Origin of the sequence: Pedobacter petrophilus, assembly GCF_009674725.1 — a bacterium.
Taxonomy (GTDB): domain Bacteria; phylum Bacteroidota; class Bacteroidia; order Sphingobacteriales; family Sphingobacteriaceae; genus Pedobacter; species Pedobacter petrophilus.
In genome coordinates this window covers 44511-61067 of the sequence record NZ_WKKH01000001.1, presented here as the reverse complement: position 1 = coordinate 61067, position 16557 = coordinate 44511, and the positions used below count along the sequence as shown (strand labels likewise).

The 16557-nt window shown below is 38.5% G+C and carries 13 protein-coding genes; 6 read left to right on the top strand and 7 right to left on the bottom strand.

Features of this window, described 5'->3' with window-relative positions; all coding sequences use genetic code 11:
- Nucleotides 1-12 precede the first annotated feature (12 nt).
- From GJU39_RS00250 to GJU39_RS00235, 4 genes are all read right to left on the bottom strand, one after another.
- Entirely contained in the window at nucleotides 13-1362 is a 1350-nt protein-coding gene (locus GJU39_RS00250) for a BNR repeat-containing protein (protein ID WP_245227638.1), read from the bottom strand.
- An 87-nt stretch (nucleotides 1363-1449) separates the two neighbouring features.
- Entirely contained in the window at nucleotides 1450-5496 is a 4047-nt protein-coding gene (locus GJU39_RS00245; RefSeq protein WP_167515623.1) for a hybrid sensor histidine kinase/response regulator transcription factor, read from the bottom strand.
- Between the two features lie 467 nt (nucleotides 5497-5963).
- Nucleotides 5964-6563, bottom strand: a complete 600-nt coding sequence (locus tag GJU39_RS00240) for an FMN-dependent NADH-azoreductase (RefSeq protein WP_154278673.1) — start codon at nucleotides 6561-6563, stop codon at nucleotides 5964-5966.
- 413 nt (nucleotides 6564-6976) lie between these two features.
- On the bottom strand, nucleotides 6977-7507 hold the full coding sequence (locus GJU39_RS00235; protein ID WP_154278672.1) for an NAD(P)H-dependent oxidoreductase: 531 nt from the start codon (nucleotides 7505-7507) through the stop codon (nucleotides 6977-6979).
- Nucleotides 7508-7692: 185 nt separating this feature from the next.
- Here GJU39_RS00235 and GJU39_RS00230 point away from each other — a divergent pair, with 185 nt between their 5' ends.
- The 6 genes from GJU39_RS00230 (at nucleotide 7693) to GJU39_RS00205 (ending at nucleotide 12302) form a co-directional block, all read left to right on the top strand.
- Nucleotides 7693-8256 (top strand): Crp/Fnr family transcriptional regulator, encoded by a 564-nt coding sequence (locus tag GJU39_RS00230; RefSeq protein WP_154278671.1) that lies wholly within the window; start codon nucleotides 7693-7695, stop codon nucleotides 8254-8256.
- A gap of 68 nt (nucleotides 8257-8324) precedes the next feature.
- Nucleotides 8325-8981: a hypothetical protein gene (locus GJU39_RS00225; RefSeq protein ID WP_154278670.1), complete on the top strand. Its 657-nt coding sequence runs from the start codon at nucleotides 8325-8327 to the stop codon at nucleotides 8979-8981.
- Nucleotides 8982-9523: 542 nt separating this feature from the next.
- Nucleotides 9524-9877 (top strand): winged helix-turn-helix transcriptional regulator, encoded by a 354-nt coding sequence (locus tag GJU39_RS00220; RefSeq protein WP_154278669.1) that lies wholly within the window; start codon nucleotides 9524-9526, stop codon nucleotides 9875-9877.
- Between the two features lie 389 nt (nucleotides 9878-10266).
- Nucleotides 10267-10647 (top strand): hypothetical protein, encoded by a 381-nt coding sequence (locus GJU39_RS00215; protein WP_154278668.1) that lies wholly within the window; start codon nucleotides 10267-10269, stop codon nucleotides 10645-10647.
- 25 nt (nucleotides 10648-10672) lie between these two features.
- A complete protein-coding gene (locus tag GJU39_RS00210; RefSeq protein WP_245227637.1) occupies nucleotides 10673-11815 on the top strand; it encodes a zinc-dependent alcohol dehydrogenase in 1143 nt (380 codons plus the stop codon).
- Nucleotides 11816-11819: 4 nt separating this feature from the next.
- Nucleotides 11820-12302: a hypothetical protein gene (locus tag GJU39_RS00205; protein ID WP_154278666.1), complete on the top strand. Its 483-nt coding sequence runs from the start codon at nucleotides 11820-11822 to the stop codon at nucleotides 12300-12302.
- Nucleotides 12303-12424: 122 nt separating this feature from the next.
- On the opposite strand, the gene GJU39_RS00200 is transcribed toward GJU39_RS00205, so the two are convergent.
- The 3 genes from GJU39_RS00200 to GJU39_RS00190 form a co-directional block, all read right to left on the bottom strand.
- Entirely contained in the window at nucleotides 12425-13036 is a 612-nt protein-coding gene (locus GJU39_RS00200) for a Crp/Fnr family transcriptional regulator (protein ID WP_154278665.1), read from the bottom strand.
- A 1215-nt stretch (nucleotides 13037-14251) separates the two neighbouring features.
- Nucleotides 14252-14791, bottom strand: coding sequence for a hypothetical protein (locus tag GJU39_RS00195; protein WP_154278664.1), 540 nt, complete (start codon nucleotides 14789-14791; stop codon nucleotides 14252-14254).
- A 173-nt stretch (nucleotides 14792-14964) separates the two neighbouring features.
- On the bottom strand, nucleotides 14965-15690 hold the full coding sequence (locus GJU39_RS00190; RefSeq protein ID WP_154278663.1) for a DUF5689 domain-containing protein: 726 nt from the start codon (nucleotides 15688-15690) through the stop codon (nucleotides 14965-14967).
- Between the last annotated feature and the right edge of the window lie 867 nt (nucleotides 15691-16557).

The following is a 16557-nucleotide window of genomic DNA, read 5'->3' as shown; positions in this document are numbered from 1 at the left end:
TTTATAGTTTACTTATTTATTTGGTTTCCAATTTAATACCTGTACAGGGGTGGGTGGCTGATTTGCCTTTCCTTCGCCATCAATTTGCTTAACTTCCTGCAAAAACAAACTTAATACTTTTCTATTTTTCCAGAGCTCCGTATCATAGCTCGGCTCCCAGTCGCCAACACTTTTTTCTGTCAAATCTTCAATGATCCAGTTATTCAATGCTATATTATTGCTCCGCGCTATCGAACCTTTTCCGCCTCGTTCCTCATCCCTAAAAACTAAGCCGGCAGCATAATTTCCAGATTTTTTCCACACCATTATTTGCGGGCGCGAAATTGGGATTCGCTTCGTACCACCACCGCTTAAGCTGAATGCTGTTTTTCTGAAATTTAAATTATTTACCTGCCAGTTACCATTCGTTTTATAAACCAGGTGGTATTGTGGAATTTTATCATTTTCTTCCCGCCAGTAACCGGCAATAAATACCCGCCCACTGGCATCTGCAAACATAGATGTCTGGTTGATGAGCTCGCTTTTTTGAGGAATCCGGAGTGCATATTCTGCATTACCCGCGTTGATGGGAAGCTCATACTTTTGCCCGTCAGACTTTTGCCAGGTTACCCCGCCATCGGCAGATTTCGCATAACATAAATCGTGGTTACTGGCCACATCCGGGCTTTCTCTCCACACCCAGGAAATGTGAATGACACCTGCCAGATCGATCGCCACCTGCCAGTAAGCATTTCGCTTTCCTTCGCCATCAATCAGGTTATTTTGAATTCTGCTCCATTTTTGTGTATTCAGCGCATAGCGATTGATCACCAGGTTGCCATTGCCAGATCCGCCATCGCGGTAAAGAAATAACAAATCGCCGTCGGCCAACTTGTAAAATTCAGGATAGCTCACTTTATTCTCCCGCCCGGCCAACATGGATTTTTTTTCACTTAAAATTAAACTCCCGGCTGCAACAGCGTGTGCATAATTTAAATTATTGTTATGCTGGCTCCAGGCCACATGCAAAATCCCTTTTCCATCAACCATAATACTGATTGATTTATGGGCATCTGCAGCCTCACCTTTATAATTGCTTTTTAAAGTTTCCCATGTATCAGCGTTGATTTTTCTTTTGGCCAGCACCAGGTATTCATTGCTGTCATAATAAGCAGCATACTGAATACCTTTAAAGGTAACCAATGAATTTTTCCTGAAAATTACGGTATTTACGGAGTTGTTCGACCAGCCATTCTGGGCAATGGTACTTAAGCCGCTTTTTTGGGCCGTACAACTTAACGTAAGCAAACCGAATATTGCGCTGAAAAGTATACTCTTAATATGGAAATGCATTTGGGATTTAAGCTGCTCGATTTTTATCATTTGGTTATGTTCGAAGTACCGGAATTTTAAACTTTTAAACAGGGGGTTAAATCATACTTTAAAGGGGGCATATTAATATTACCCCTTTTAAACTGTAGCATTGATGTTATAATACTTGTGAAAGCTTTTCCGGTGTTTCTTGATAAACTCTGATGGTGTAAGCTTAAAAAGCTTCTGAAATTGCTCCCTGAAATATTTAATATCATTTATGCCTACCCGGAATGCGGCTTCATTAATGTTCAGATTGGTATTGATCAGTAACTCTGCGGCCTTACGCAACCTGATGAAACGGATAAAACCATTAACAGACTGACCGGAGGTAGATTTAATTTTTTTATACAAATTTGAGTGGCTCATTCCCAAATCAGAAGCCAGTATTTTCACATTGAAACTGTTTTCCATCAGGTTCTCTTCAATGATGGTAATGCACTTTTGCAGAAAGCCTTTATCATCTTGCGATACCTTGTGGGCATCAGACTTTAACGTAATTTCATTATAAAAATAAGATTGCAGATTGGTTCTGTTTTTAATGATACCATTAATTTTGGCGGTAAAAAGTTCCTTATCAAAAGGTTTGCTGATAAAATCGTAAGCACCTACTTCAATACCTTTCAACTTCACCTCCGGACTTGGATCGCCGGTAAGCAAAATCACGGGAATGTGGCTCAAAGCTGAATCTTCTTTAACCGTTCTGCACAGTTCTATCCCGTTCAGGCCATCCATATTGACATCAGAAATTACAATATCCGGTAAATATTCCCTACAAAGTCTAAGGCCTTCCAAACCATTATCCGCCGTATAAATTTTAAAGTTTTCTTTAAATATTTTGCCTATATAATCGATGATTTCCTGGTTATCATCAACAATTAAAATGGTATGCAGATCGGAAATCAGCAGTTCCAGGTTCCCAATACTTTCACCTGTATTTTTACCGGAATCTTCCTGTTCTTGTGCAATCAGCTCATTTACATAAGTTAACTCATTTTGAAAAGCAACCGCTTCTTCGTTTTCATTGGCTTCCCCTGCCGGAAGTTCGATTGAAAAAACGGTGCCAGCGCCCGGATTTGATACAAAAGAAATTTTACCCCGATGCAGTTCTACAAAGTTTTTGGCGAGATAAAGGCCGATTCCAAAACCCATTTTAAGGGATTCGTTAGACATTACCTTATAAAATTTATCGAATAATTTCTCGCCTATACCTGCCGGAATCCCCGGGCCACTGTCGCTCACTTCAATGTTCACACCGCGATGGGTACTTTGAATTGCAAGCGTTACAAAACCACCTTTTGGTGTAAATTTAAGGGCGTTGGATAATAAATTGAACAGCACAATTTCTATTTTATCCTTATCGCCATAGATAATCAGTTCCGTTTCTTCACACTCAAAGGTATAATCGATATCGTTATTTTTTGCAAGGTAATTAAAGCATAAAAAGATTTCTTTAGCGAAGCTGTACAGATTTATCCGCACAATTTTTAATGCATCATTTTCGCTCTCCGTTTTCCTGAAAAGCAGTAACTGATCTACCAGGCTCAATAACCGCCGCGAATTCCGGTATACCACATTAAGGTTATCCTTCTCTGCGCCCGACTCTTTTTTATTTAAAATATCTTTAATCGGATTTACAATTAACGTTAACGGCGTTCTCAGCTCATGCGAAATATTGGTAAAGAAATTCAGTTTTTTCTCATTCAAATCCTTTTCACGCTCCATTTTCAGGTTCGTGATTTCTATTTCATGCTTTAACCTGCGCTGACGGTTTCTATAGGTTTGGAAAACATAAAATAGTGATGAGCCGATGATTAAATAAATAGCATATGCCCACCAGGTGCGGTACCAGGGCGGTAAAATAATAATGGTAACTACCTTTTCGTTAGTACTCCAAACGCCTTCCGTATCGGTGCTTTTAATGTGGAGCTTATAGGTACCTTCATCCAGGCGGGAATAATATGCCGTACTTAATTTGTTTACATAATTCCAGTTCCGGTCCCAGCCTTCCAGGTAATAAGCATAAGAAATCTGATCCTGAAAAGAAAATTCTATAGCGGCATAGTTTACCGATATAACTGCCGACTGATAGGGAATCGAAATCTGTTCGAGGTTAACCACGGAAATATCCTGATAACTGGAATCCTGATCGAGCGAAATGTTATTGATCTTAAAATCAGTCAGCATGATTTTAGGAACCCGCTTATTTTTCCTGATGCTATCCGGCGAAAAGAGGTTGAAGCCGCCAATCCCACCAAATAAAAAATCACCGTTTGATAATTTTAATGCTGCATTATAATTGAATTGATTGCTCTGTAAACCATCATTGGCAAAGTAGTTTTTGAAAGTCTGGTTTTTTACATCAAACCTGGACAGGCCGTTATAAGTACTCGACCATAAATTTCCGTCTTTATCTTTTAAGATGTTTAGAATAGAGTTACTTGGTAAACCATTGCTTTCCAGATAGCGCCTGATTTTTTCAGTTTGCGGATCGAAAAGCAATAGCCCGCCACCCTCGGTCCCAATCCATATTTTACCTCCCGCAGCCTCCTGAATGGCACGAATAGCCGCATTTATTTTCACATACCTGTGCTTTTCCCCTACCGGATCAATCTGAATGAGCTGGCTATAATTGCCCGCCCATAACCTGCCCTTACTATCCTGAAAAAGGGTATGAATATCTTTCAGCTGATGATCAAAAAGTTCAAATTTATCAAGCGTTTTGTTGTATCGGTAAAGTGAGCCTCCCTTTGTGGAACCGGCCCAGATATTTTTCTGCCGGTCTTGATAAAGCTTCCAAAGGTTTTCTTCATCAAGCCCTTTTACCACATCGTAGCAGCGATAGTGGATAAAACTTTTAGTTGCCGGATCAAACCGATCGATACCGCCGCTAAAAGATGCTACCCAAATGTTGTTATCGGCATCATTTAAAATGCTGGTAACAAAGTTGCTGGTTAAAGCGCCCGGCTTACTGCTTTTAGCATAATTGGTAAAGGTATCTTGTTGCCGGTTCCAAACACTTAACCCACCCCCATCTGTTCCAATCCAGATATTGTGGTATTGATCTTCGCTAAAAGAAAGTACAAAGTTATTGATGAGCGAATTTGATTTTAACGGATTGCGTTTGATGGTCTTAAACTGACCCTGTTCCGGATCGATGATATTTACTCCGCCACGTAGGGTTGCAATCCATTTTCTGGATTCGCGGTCTTCATAAATCTGCGCCACGGAGTTGCTGCTTAACAAACCTTTTTCACGTCCGGCAGGGAGATGATTTACTGCATCATTTACTGTATCATACACCATCACTCCTCCTCCGTCTGTGGCCAGCCAAAGTTTCTGCTGACGATCGAAAGTGAGGCTCATGATATTTTCGTTGCCAGATAATTGACTGCATTTTTCCAGTAGCTTCTGGCTGGTATGGTAAATGTAAAGTCCGCGTTCGGTTCCAATCCAAAGATCTTCTCCTTTGCCTTTAACAATACTCGTAATTGCCCTGATTTCTGGTTTGATCAGGCGGATGGCATTGGTTTCTGTATGAAGCTGACAAAGCCCTACATCTTTAATAAAAAGCCATACCAGCTTTTCACCATCTGCACAAATGGCCTTAACACTAAAATCTTTGGTGCCTTTAAAGGCAATACGTTCTGCCAGTTTTTGTTTATTGCGGAGCAGGAACAAGCCCTTTTCATCCGTTGCCACATACACTGCCTTTGGTGCAACCGCTATGGCATTAATGGCAAAGCTTACGGCTGTCTGTTTCTTATTTTCTGAATATTGTAGCTGATGAAATTTAGAATCGGCATAATCATAATAAGAAATGCCTTTTTGGGTACCCACCCAAACACGGTTCTGCTTATCGCCGTTTAATACGGTAATGTGGTTATTCATTACACTGCTTTTATCACCCCAACCACTCCTGAAAATTTTGAAATTGTAGCCATCATAACGATTTAAACCATCATAAGTCCCCATCCACATGAAACCAAAATGATCCAGATACAGGGAATTAACTACGTTATTGGATAAGCCGTTTTCAACTCCCAGATATTTGATGGAACCAAATGTAGTTTGGGCTTTTAAAACACTAAGATTACTGACCTGTAAAAAAATGGAAAGGAAAAAAATCTTAACGGTTGACAACATTCTAAAATACGGTGATATTTGGCCAAAACGAATATACATGTTTTTTCTATGGCTAGGCAGTTTTTGTTAATTTAAGCGATTCAATTATGGCATCAAAACTGGCTTATTAAGATTATAAAGCAGATTTAGCACCCTTAGAAATATTGATGAACGAACTGTAATTCAGAAACGCAACAGAATTTTATTCCGTCCTCTCAGATCGCTTACCAATACATTAAAAACAAAAGTAACCCTCTCCAGTCGAAATGCCACTAAACAGGCGGCAATAAAATACCCGTTTATAGTCAGATTTTGACCTAATTCATTATACAGGAAGTTTTTGATGGAAATTCTAGCCGGATGGCCCGAAATTTAAAGTGGAGATTATACAAGATCGCCGTATACCGGAAAAAGAATCGGCTAAAATAGTTGTAAAAAGAAGGCCACCCTCTGTTGAGAATGGCCTTGAATATGATAAGAAATTCAGCCTATAACTGGATACTATCAATTGCTTTATCTAAAGCTGTTTCTTGTATACCCGGAATAGCAAGACCTTCTGCTCTGATTACGGTAACATCTGTAATGCCGATGAAACCTAAAAATGCTTTAATGTAAGGCACCACGAAATCGTAACCTGCAGAATCGCCGGAGCTATAAATGCCACCTGTAGCAACCGCAATATAAGCTTTCTTGCCAGTTACTAATCCTTCTGGTCCGTTAGCACCATATTTGAAAGTAATCCCTGCGCGTGCAATATGGTCAAACCATGATTTTAATACCGAAGGAATACCAAAATTGTACATTGGTGCACCAATTACGATTACATTAGCATCCATAATTTCTCTAATCGCCTGGTTAGAGTGACTGATTGCTGCTTTATTTTCTTCTGTATGGTGTTCAATCGGCGTAAAAAATGCGTTTAAATGCACTTCTTCCAAATGTGGAAAAGGTGATTTAGTTAAATCTTTTACCTCTACAACTGCTGCCGGATCTTGCGCTCTTAACTGATCAATAATCGCATTAGCTAATTTGATACTATTTGATGCTTCACCCCTTGGGCTTGAAATAACATTGAGAATTTTTGACATTTTATTTTAAGTTTTATGATTCTTTTGAGATTATAAAAGTGCCAAATTTCTTTGGGGGTTATCTTGATGTGTGATAAGAAATTAAAATTAGTAAAAAAATAGCAGGAATTTGGGGATCGTTTTTCGTTGGTGGTCCGTCGTTTATCGTTGGTCCTTTAACAGACACCCCCACCCGAAAATAGTCTTTGCGAGATGGCTTTTTTGTTCCGTCCTTATTACGCTTTAAGCTTTTGATGTGATATAAGCCTTTTCGCAATTTTCATTTTTTGGAAAAGCTGGAACACTATTAATTAATCACATTTTTGTTTCAGGAAAGGCGGTTACTACGATGGTGCACTTTATTTGTTCCTGAAATCGAACATCAGGTCAGGTTATCTACAATATTAACCCATCAAAACGTTGTTCAATACAATTTACAAAGCGTTCAAAAACGCCATATATAACGGAACACTTTTTTCAATCCGTTCTGCTGTTGAATTGTACTCAATTCCGTAATATGCAAATGGTGGCCGGTAGTCTGCTTTTACAAAATTAAAGGAAAGCTCAAAAGGCCGCAACAATTCAGCCAGCGGATAACGGTAAACACCAGATGGTTCATAGTCGGCCTCATCTGCACCCAAAGAAATGGCCATAGCAATTTTTTTCCCTGCAAGTTTATATCCACTTTCGCTTCCATAAGCCCATCCGTGAAGCAAAACTTCATCCAGCCATTTTTTAAATAACCATGGGCTGTTAAACCAGTAGTATGGAAACTGAAAAACGATTTTATCGTATTGCTCCATCAACTGCTGTTCTTTTTGTACGTCAATAATTCCATCAGGATAAAGCTGATGCAGGTAATGAATATGATATCGATCTGGAAATTTCTTCAACTCCGCTATCCATCTTTTATTAATAACAGCACTTTCCAGATCCGGGTGAATAACCACAATTAGTATTTTCATTTTATTTATTTTAAATTAATCTATTGCAAAAATAAGCCAGGTACGCTAAATTAGCCGCAATCGCGACCCATTGTTATCTACTATAAAAAATGTAAGTATGTTTAACATTAAAGAAACATCATGAAATTAATAAGAAGTCCTTTAGGTTCTCTTTTCTCTAAATACTCAATCACCCTGTTATCCTTATGGAAAATATCGATCAGTTCTATCCTCAGCTTTCAGGCATTACCCCAGAAGCCAAAGCAGATTTAGGAAAGGCCATTAAAACATTTACCGCTAAAAAAGGACAATTTCTGTTGAAGAAAGGTACGGTATGTCAACATCTATATTTTATTAATCAGGGACTTTGCAAAACCTTTTTCTTAAAGGGCGACAAACCATTTATCATGCGCTTTTTTACGGAGGATGCGATATTTACGGTACTGGATAGCTTTGTTAACCAATTGCCTTCAACCTATTCCATTTATGCGCTGGAGCCAACCACTTATACTTGTTTAAGCTCAGCTGCATTGTTAAGCCTCTGCCAGAAACACCATTGCATAGAAACCTTTTACAGAAAGCTGGTTTCAAATGCATCCATTAATATGATGAAACGAATCAGCGAGCTACTGGAAGATAATGCATCTGAGCGGTATGCAGATTTTGTTAAAGAACATCGTGAGTTATTACAGCGGATTAGTCTGGGCGATTTGGCCAGTTACCTGGGCATTACACAAGTTTCTTTAAGCAGGTTAAGAGCCGCCAGGTGATTTTTTATCATTTGAAAAAAAACACGATGCCTATTGCCAATATATTTGCCTAAACAAATCAGCACAATATGGCAACACTTCGTTTCGATCAAAAAATAAGCCTGGTAGCAGCACTTTTATTTTGCATTATTGCCCCGGTAATGGGTTATATCAAAATCGGTTTACCGCCGGTAATTATTGTAGGCGGCTCTGCCATCATTGCTTTTTTCTGCTGGTACTTTACCTACCTTAAAAAGCCTGTAGACCCGGCAATCATGCTTCCGCTGTTTATATTAACGGTGGCCGCACTTCAAATCCATATTTTGGAAGAATATTTAACCGGATTTGGGCCGGCCATGAGCCGTTTGTTTAACATTCCATGGAGCGAGAAGAGTTTTCTGATGATCTTTGCTCTTATTGGCCCCACCTTATATACACTCACTACGTTAGGGCTCTATTATAAAATACCTTTCGCCGGGTTTATTGCCTGGTTTATATTTATTGGCCCGGGTGTGGCAGAATTTACCCACTTTATTTTCCCGGTTTTAAGTCCCGATATTCAGCCTTCCAACTTGCATTCCGTTACTCAGGTAATAAATGGGGTAGCCATTAAAGATATGCCCAATTATTATTACAAAACAACGGGCACTTATTATTTCGCAGGCATGTGGACCGCAGCATTGCCCATGATACCGGGCATTTATTCAATTTACCGATTGATTAGCCTAAAGTTACGTGAGCATTAACATGATGCTTCGCCCTGCTGAATTTAGTGGTACTCTGAATTCATTTCAGAACAGCATCTTTCTGTTTTTAGATCCTGAAACAAGTTCAGGAGGACGATCTCCGAGCTAAATCGTTTTGAAAGTTGAAACACTATTAATGAATCATATTTTTGTTTCAGGAAAAGCGGTTACTAAGATGGTGCACTATTGTTCCGGAAGTCGAACATCAGGTTCAGACTGGATAATATTAACCCATCAAAACGTTGTTCAATACAATTACAAAGCGTTTCAAAAACGCCATATATAACGGAGCACTTTTTTCAATCCGTTCTGCAGATGAATTATACTCAATTCCTTAATACGCAAGTGGCGGCCGGTAATCTGCTTTTACAAACCCGAACGAAAGCTCAAATTAAGAACAGAACTTTCCAGATCCGGGTGAATAACCACAATTAGTATTTTCATTTTATTTATTTTAAATTAATTCTATTGTAAAAATAGGCCAGGTAGACTAAATTAGCCGCAATCGCGACCCATTGTGATCTACTATAAAGAATGTAAGTATGTCTAACATCAAAGAAACATCAACCAACTTTGCCAATAAACAAGCCCTGGCAGCAGAATGTGGTGAAGCCTATGCCACAAATATTATTGGCGGGCAGTGGGCGCTGGTCATTTGCTCCTGGTTAATGGAGGGAAAGCTGCGATTCGGCGAACTGAAAAAACGTTTACCAAATATTACAGAGCGGATGCTTACCCTACAACTCCGGAAACTGGAAGAAAATAAATTGTTAACCCGAACCGTTTATCCGGAAGTGCCACTGAAAGTAGAATATGAGCTTACACCGATTGGATACGAACTAAACCCCATTATCCAGCAATTGGAGAAATGGGCACAAAAGCATAAACAACTTTAATAAAGTGTGGAAATGGATGATTAGCGGGAACACTGGCATGCCAACTAATTATCTATTCACCAATTGATAAATTGGTAGAAGTATTTGAAGAAAACAAGAAACTTTACGAACGTTTGTTACAGGCTGAAAAACAGACAAATGAACTTTTGAAGGGGAAATAATTCTGTTTTAATGATTTGATCCGCTGGCAAACTAAAAGCTAATCTATACACTATGGGTTAAAATCCCCCAGTTATTAAGCAGTATAAACCATCTGCACATTCATAAGTTCATCTACATAAAAAACAGCAATAAAGCCAATTGGCCTTTTATCAGTAACCAATTCCAAAAAATTTGGAATTAGTTTACCTTATGCTAAACTTCATTTCCAATGCCCTTGTTCTTTAGGCATGGAAACAAAAAAACTATCCTACAATCAGCATGGAATAAGTGACTACTTATTTACGGTTTCTGCATTGGCGCTACCTAAAGTAATTGGGCTGGATCGGTCTTCTGTAATTCGTTATGGCATAATGGGCATCAATCTTTTGACCTATAATTTACTGAGCAACCACCGCTATGGTGCAGTAAAAACCATTAAAAGAAAAACACACCTGCATATAGACCTTTTCAATATTGCCCTGCTGTCTTCATTGGCTGTTTTTCCATTTGTGCACCGAAATAAAAAAGTGCTTACCTATCATTTAGCTTACACCGCACTTGCCGCCGTAAACGTATTGGCTAGCGACTGGAAAGAAAAGGAAGACGAAAATAAATATCTGTTCATATAAATAAAAAGAAGAAATTATGTTAGCAATGAATTATCGAGGTCCCTACCGGGTTAGGGCAGAACAGCGTCCAATGCCAGAAATCCTTCACCCGGAGGATGCCATTGTTCGCGTGACCAGAACCTGTATTTGCGGATCAGATTTGCATTTATATCATGGTATGGTTCCCGATACCCGTGTGGGCTCTACCTTTGGGCACGAGTTTACCGGCATTATTGAAGAAGTTGGTCCGTTGGTAACCAATGTAAAAATCGGCGACCAGGTTTTGGTACCTTTTAATATTGCATGTGGAAAATGTAACTTCTGTAAGCAAGGCCTTTATGGAAACTGCCATGAATCTAACTCCATGGCTACGGCCGTAGGCGGAATTTTTGGCTACTCACATACTGCCGGTGGTTACGACGGCGGCCAGGCCGAATATGTACGTGTACCTTATGCCAATACCGGGCCTACTGTTATCCCGGCAGATATGGACCCTGATGATGCGGTATTGCTTACCGATGTGGTACCAACTGGTTATCAGGCAGCAGAAATGGGTGGAATAAAAGAGGGCGATACCGTAGTGGTATTTGGTGCAGGCCCGATCGGCATTATGGCCGCCAGATGTGCCTGGTTTTTTGGCGCGGCAAGGGTAATCATCATTGATCATATTGATTACCGATTGGAATTTGCTAAAAATTACGCCAAATGTGAGGCTTATAATTTCAAATCAATGGAAGATCCGGTGCTGTTTATCAAGAAGATTACCGATTGGTACGGGGCAGATGTATGTATTGATTGTGTAGGCTGCGAAGCGGAAGGCAATACGCTGCAGACCTTTACAGGCAAAGTAACTTTAATGCAGGCTGGTGCGGCAACTGCTTTACAATGGGCAATTAATAGCGTTAAAAAAGGAGGCATTGTTTCTATTGTCGGCGTTTACGGGCCACCGTTTAACTATGTTCCAATTGGTAACGTAGTAAATAAAGGCATCACCATCAGGGCAAACCAGGCTTCAGTTAAGCGACTTCTGCCAAAATTAATTGATCATGTACAATCGGGAAGACTAAATCCTAAAGGATTAATTACGCATAGAATCCCATTGGAAGAAGTATCGGATGCCTACCATATCTTCTCTTCTAAACTGGATGAATGCATTAAAACGGTCCTCATTCCTTCAACTAAAGCATAAAAAGATGAACACAGAAAATTTCGATTATAAAAGCATCCCGGGATGGGGAATAGATATTGACCCTGAAAACGAGCCAACTTACCCGATGAAAAATTATACCGGAGATGACCATAAACGCAGTAATTATGAGAAATCACCTCAACAGCCGATAGATGTTGAGGTGCTTAAATCAAACGAACGGCCGCAATATTCAGCGGTAGTGGGTACTACTGTGCCACCTGCAGGTTTGAGCGGGGCCATCAGGAGATATGCCTTTAAACATAGTGAAGACAGGTACCGCCACTGGATTCCCTTAATTCTGGCAGATAGAGTGAACAGTTGGGAAGGCATTTTCGAAGATTTAAGAAAAGGTTATATCCCGAATGTTCTCGCAGAACGCGGGTGGAAAGCAGAGCTGAAATACAACCCTCAGGGATTGGTTAAAAAGGTGTTTGTTACTGCTTTAGTAGCTTCACTGGCCATTACCTATTTCTCGAGAAAGAAGTAGAATAAAGTATAATCATCTGGAAAAATTAATCATTTTTCCAGATGATCTTTTATCAGTCTAATGCAAAAAGCGGAAACTCCTTCTTTGACCTCACGCCCAAACTGACAACGTCTTAAAGCGCATTATACCATTACTTTTTCGGTTGATATTTGAGCCCGTAACCTACTTAGTGTTTCCATCCGCATGCCAAGATAGGAGGCTAAATATTTAATGGGAGTTCTATAATAAAATTGAGGATGGGTATGAATCATTCTCCTTAATCTTTTCTCTGCGCTACTTAAACGAGTGAGGTAATTACGTTCTTCAGCATCGTAATAGTGAAGCCACAACAGCTTTCGCCCAATGGTACCCATTTCCGGAAATAAAGTAAATAAAGTATTAACGAGTGCATTTGGGATCATTATAGCCCTGCTATCTTCCAGCGTTTCTATATACTGCCGCCGCCCATGTGCAGTGGGTGAAGAGTAAAGTGTAAGGCCAACAATCTGCCCTTCTATGGCAATCCATGAGGTGATATCTGTATGATCATCACGATCAAAGCCTCGTACCGAACCTGTTAATATAAAGTATAAATTCGGCTTCAAATCCAACGGACTTACCAAATGTTTCCTCTTTTTAAGTTCAATTACAGTAGTTTCCCGGATAATAAGCTTTGCCATTACTTCCGGCACTTTTACAAATTGTTCAAGATAATTAATTAATACTTTAACGTGTTCTTGTGGTTTTACATTCATACTTTGAGATCGAAAAAGCCATCATCTTACATGAACTGTGCCTGCATAAGGCTGTTTAATGGAATGAACGAAAGATATTTTAAGCACTTAAACCAATGCATATAAACAGATTTGATAATTATTACCATTCTAAAACGTTCGTAATTAATCAAATGACTGGTTATATGCATTGTATCATACAAATAAATACTATTTACGTCACAACATCCGTCTGGGTTATACTATTTATAAAAAGGACATTAACCACTTTAAGGTGTTGAAAATGGGATAACATTATCTGGCGAATAAACTTTATTCACTCATGCTCCTGTTCAGGATTGGGGAAAGTTGCAACAGATTGGGGCAAAAAACCACACTTTAACAACACGCTGAACCTGATCAAAGCTATATCTCAATTTTGATTTCCAATTCGCATACAAAATAAATACCAAAATAGTGATGCTATAATTTGTTAAAAGGGCGGTGTTTAGAAACTTCGCAGTTGCATACCAAGATACGGAAACCAGCTGTTGGGTCGGTTTCAAAAATTAGGTCGTCAAAGTTATTGTACTCAACACTGGCCAGAATTTTCGATTCTAATTTGCGTGTTAATCTTTTGATGAAGCTAGAACTAAGGCCATTTATTGATAGTAAAACACAAACTATGACCAGGAATAATAATAATAATAATAACAACACTAATACTTTCTTCATAATTTTATAAGCATAACTTCTACAATTTAATACTGCCACCTAGATAATGCCACTATGTTGCGTTATTAGAACGAGATTAAAACAGGAAAAGTGTAGGCGATGAATAAATTTGCTATTCACCGCGCAAACATATAACTGATAGGCTGTTATCGTTCACGCTCACTTAATCCAGGAAAGCCAAAAAATTGCTTATAATTTCATAAATGTACTAATCATAGAAATCCACTGGATTTCTAAAAGCTTGAGAAATAAGCGATACTTAAACGATTAGTTATTGTTCTACGAATGTGATTGTTGTTTGTAAGAAGATTGTATTTAAAATTGATTTGAATATAAACACCTCATGTATATCAGATAATCGGGCACCTGCGGATCATTGAAACCCGAGCTATAGGAAATGAAATCAACCTTGCATTTCTGAACGCCGTTTGAACACTTTGGTTACTTCATAAAGTAAATACCAGTATTTATTTCATTCCATCAATAGTCGCATTGTTATGTTATTTACACACATAGATAATACTAATATCCCATTTCTACTTTATCAATTATAACAGGAATATAACGATCCCTGTTCCTCACGGTAATCCCGGTAGTTTTTCTCGATGACAGATTAAGTATTTCGAATTTGGGAGATTCCAGCCATTTCTTTAGGGTAACCGATGTAATGCCCATCACCTTGAGATCAGATGCATTTGAAGGGATAAAGAAGGTTACGGTATAGAATTTGCCTGCTTCTTTTATTGGAGGGGTAAAGGTAGCAAGCCTGTAATAATCGTCAAATCCCTTTGGCGTAACCAGTTTTCCCGGAATTAATTCACCTGTCGATTCTATTGGTATGGCAACCCCTATATTGGCAACATCAGTACCGGTATTAAAGGGTAAAACATTGATATTAATTTCCTGATCACCTACACTTTGTTCCAAAAAACCGAGATCTCCTGTTCCCTTGCTTGCAGCAAAGGTAATCTTCAACACTTTCAAATCTTTAAGATTCGCGTTTTCCTTAGGGTAAAGCTTTAAAGAAGAAGCTATTGAATCCTTTGGTAAATATGGATACATCTTTCCTGGTTTGGTAAAAACTACATCTGCTGCAATCGCTTTTTGTTTAATTGCCCCGTCTGTAATGTCTCCATGCCAGTTTGCAAATTCGGTGTAAAGGGCAACTCCCTCTCCTGCCAGATTAAAAGACCACGTAGTATTTTTCCATGTTGTAAATTCATCTGTAGTATATTTTAAAGACAGAATTTCAGCTGTGTTACGGGGGCTAACTTTACCTGATCACCCTCAACATACACAATACCCACAACACTTTTCACCTCTTTAGGCAACTCCTGTCCATTAAAAGTTGCTTTCTCAGCCATCAGGCCAGCCATCGTGCCTTGTCCATCCCTAAATATCAAATTGTTATCATAATTTCCAGTGGTTGAAAGGAGCTCACAAGCTTTGATAGAGATCAGGCTGCCTTCCCAGGCCAGCATATTGGCTTTAAGTTCGCTAATGCTGGTTTCCCGGGGAATAATTTTTCCAACACCTAATTTCTTCACTAAATTATTGGGTAAGTCTTGTAAAATAACTGAACCATTAATCGAATTTAAGGTTTGATCTAACACCTCAATTTCCAGACTATCATTTACGGCATAACTATGATTAGCCATCAGGCTTACCTTAATGGCACTTTGCCCGGTACCTTCCTGAATGAAAAAAGTTTTTTCGTTATCTATATTTTTAGAACGGGCATCAGAAATTACAACGCCTCTAATTACACCTTTCTCTTTAATTTTTACAGGCTGGCCGGTTATTAAGGATTTTAGATGGGCAACCGTAATCTGGTTTGCGATAGGATTCGGTATAGGTTCCGGTGATTTTTCTTCATCTTTTTTACAAGAAACTATACTGAACATGAAGATTAACAGGGAGAAGATGCCAACACGATGCAGCGCCAATAAATTGTTTTTCATAAGAATCTGGTTAGAAAAAAGCTAATGGTGTAAGATAAAGTAAATCAAATTGTTTTAATATATTATTCCCGAAATTATTACAAGTATATCAAATTTGATACTTTGGAATACTGATATCAGGTATAAAATAAATCGGATAGATCGATTATATGATAGTTTTGGTTGCGATTATTATGTTTCAAAAACTGAGAAGAACATGATTTAGGGTATTAAAATCGTCAGTTCATTTTGTAGAATTGTCTGTATCCGATATCCGTAGATGAGGCTGTTAAACAAGGAAGAAAAGCAATAATTTTCCCCTGCTTAGGTTATTCTTTTCTTTCAAAATGACATACAAATAGTGGCGCCTGTGCTCATTTCGATAAATTCTTTCTTCAGCTTTGTAATTTTAAAAAGCAAAGTTGAGCTATCGAAACATTTGGCGGCAAATTCAGACAAAGCAGATGGAAAAGGTTGCTTTAAATTGTAATGATTTTCACACTAATATTCACATTCTTAATACTCCATTTCTATAGTTATGCCTTTATAACGTTTTTCTGGCTATGGTTATAGCAAGAAAGTCCGGTTTTTCAGAAGTCTGGCGACAATATTTTTAACTGCATTTTCCGGGATATACTGAAGTAATTTGGCATTTTAATTCTGTTAAGATTTACGCTAACTACGCATTTTGAACATTATTACAGCTACTTTAATATGATTCAATTGTAATCAAAAAGGAAAATAAGATCGAAGAATTGGTGATGAATTCACAGTATCTTCGATATATACCAAACACATTATACTATGGTATCTAGAGTTAATACAGAAGATTAGAATCCGTTTAAATGCATAATGTTAAATTGCGGAAAGAATCGATTTATTTATTAA

What these genes read in the sequence shown, in the direction of transcription:
- GJU39_RS00250 (WP_245227638.1), bottom strand. Translation starts at nt 1,362, where the DNA reads ATGATAAAAATCGAGCAGCTTAAATCCCAAATGCATTTCCATATTAAG.
- GJU39_RS00245 (WP_167515623.1), bottom strand. Translation starts at nt 5,496, where the DNA reads ATGTTGTCAACCGTTAAGATTTTTTTCCTTTCCATTTTTTTACAGGTC.
- GJU39_RS00240 (WP_154278673.1), bottom strand. Translation starts at nt 6,563, where the DNA reads ATGTCAAAAATTCTCAATGTTATTTCAAGCCCAAGGGGTGAAGCATCA.
- GJU39_RS00235 (WP_154278672.1), bottom strand. Translation starts at nt 7,507, where the DNA reads ATGAAAATACTAATTGTGGTTATTCACCCGGATCTGGAAAGTGCTGTT.
- GJU39_RS00230 (WP_154278671.1), top strand. Translation starts at nt 7,693, where the DNA reads ATGGAAAATATCGATCAGTTCTATCCTCAGCTTTCAGGCATTACCCCA.
- GJU39_RS00225 (WP_154278670.1), top strand. Translation starts at nt 8,325, where the DNA reads ATGGCAACACTTCGTTTCGATCAAAAAATAAGCCTGGTAGCAGCACTT.
- GJU39_RS00220 (WP_154278669.1), top strand. Translation starts at nt 9,524, where the DNA reads ATGTCTAACATCAAAGAAACATCAACCAACTTTGCCAATAAACAAGCC.
- GJU39_RS00215 (WP_154278668.1), top strand. Translation starts at nt 10,267, where the DNA reads ATGGAAACAAAAAAACTATCCTACAATCAGCATGGAATAAGTGACTAC.
- GJU39_RS00210 (WP_245227637.1), top strand. Translation starts at nt 10,673, where the DNA reads ATGAATTATCGAGGTCCCTACCGGGTTAGGGCAGAACAGCGTCCAATG.
- GJU39_RS00205 (WP_154278666.1), top strand. Translation starts at nt 11,820, where the DNA reads ATGAACACAGAAAATTTCGATTATAAAAGCATCCCGGGATGGGGAATA.
- GJU39_RS00200 (WP_154278665.1), bottom strand. Translation starts at nt 13,036, where the DNA reads ATGAATGTAAAACCACAAGAACACGTTAAAGTATTAATTAATTATCTT.
- GJU39_RS00195 (WP_154278664.1), bottom strand. Translation starts at nt 14,791, where the DNA reads ATGTATCCATATTTACCAAAGGATTCAATAGCTTCTTCTTTAAAGCTT.
- GJU39_RS00190 (WP_154278663.1), bottom strand. Translation starts at nt 15,690, where the DNA reads ATGAAAAACAATTTATTGGCGCTGCATCGTGTTGGCATCTTCTCCCTG.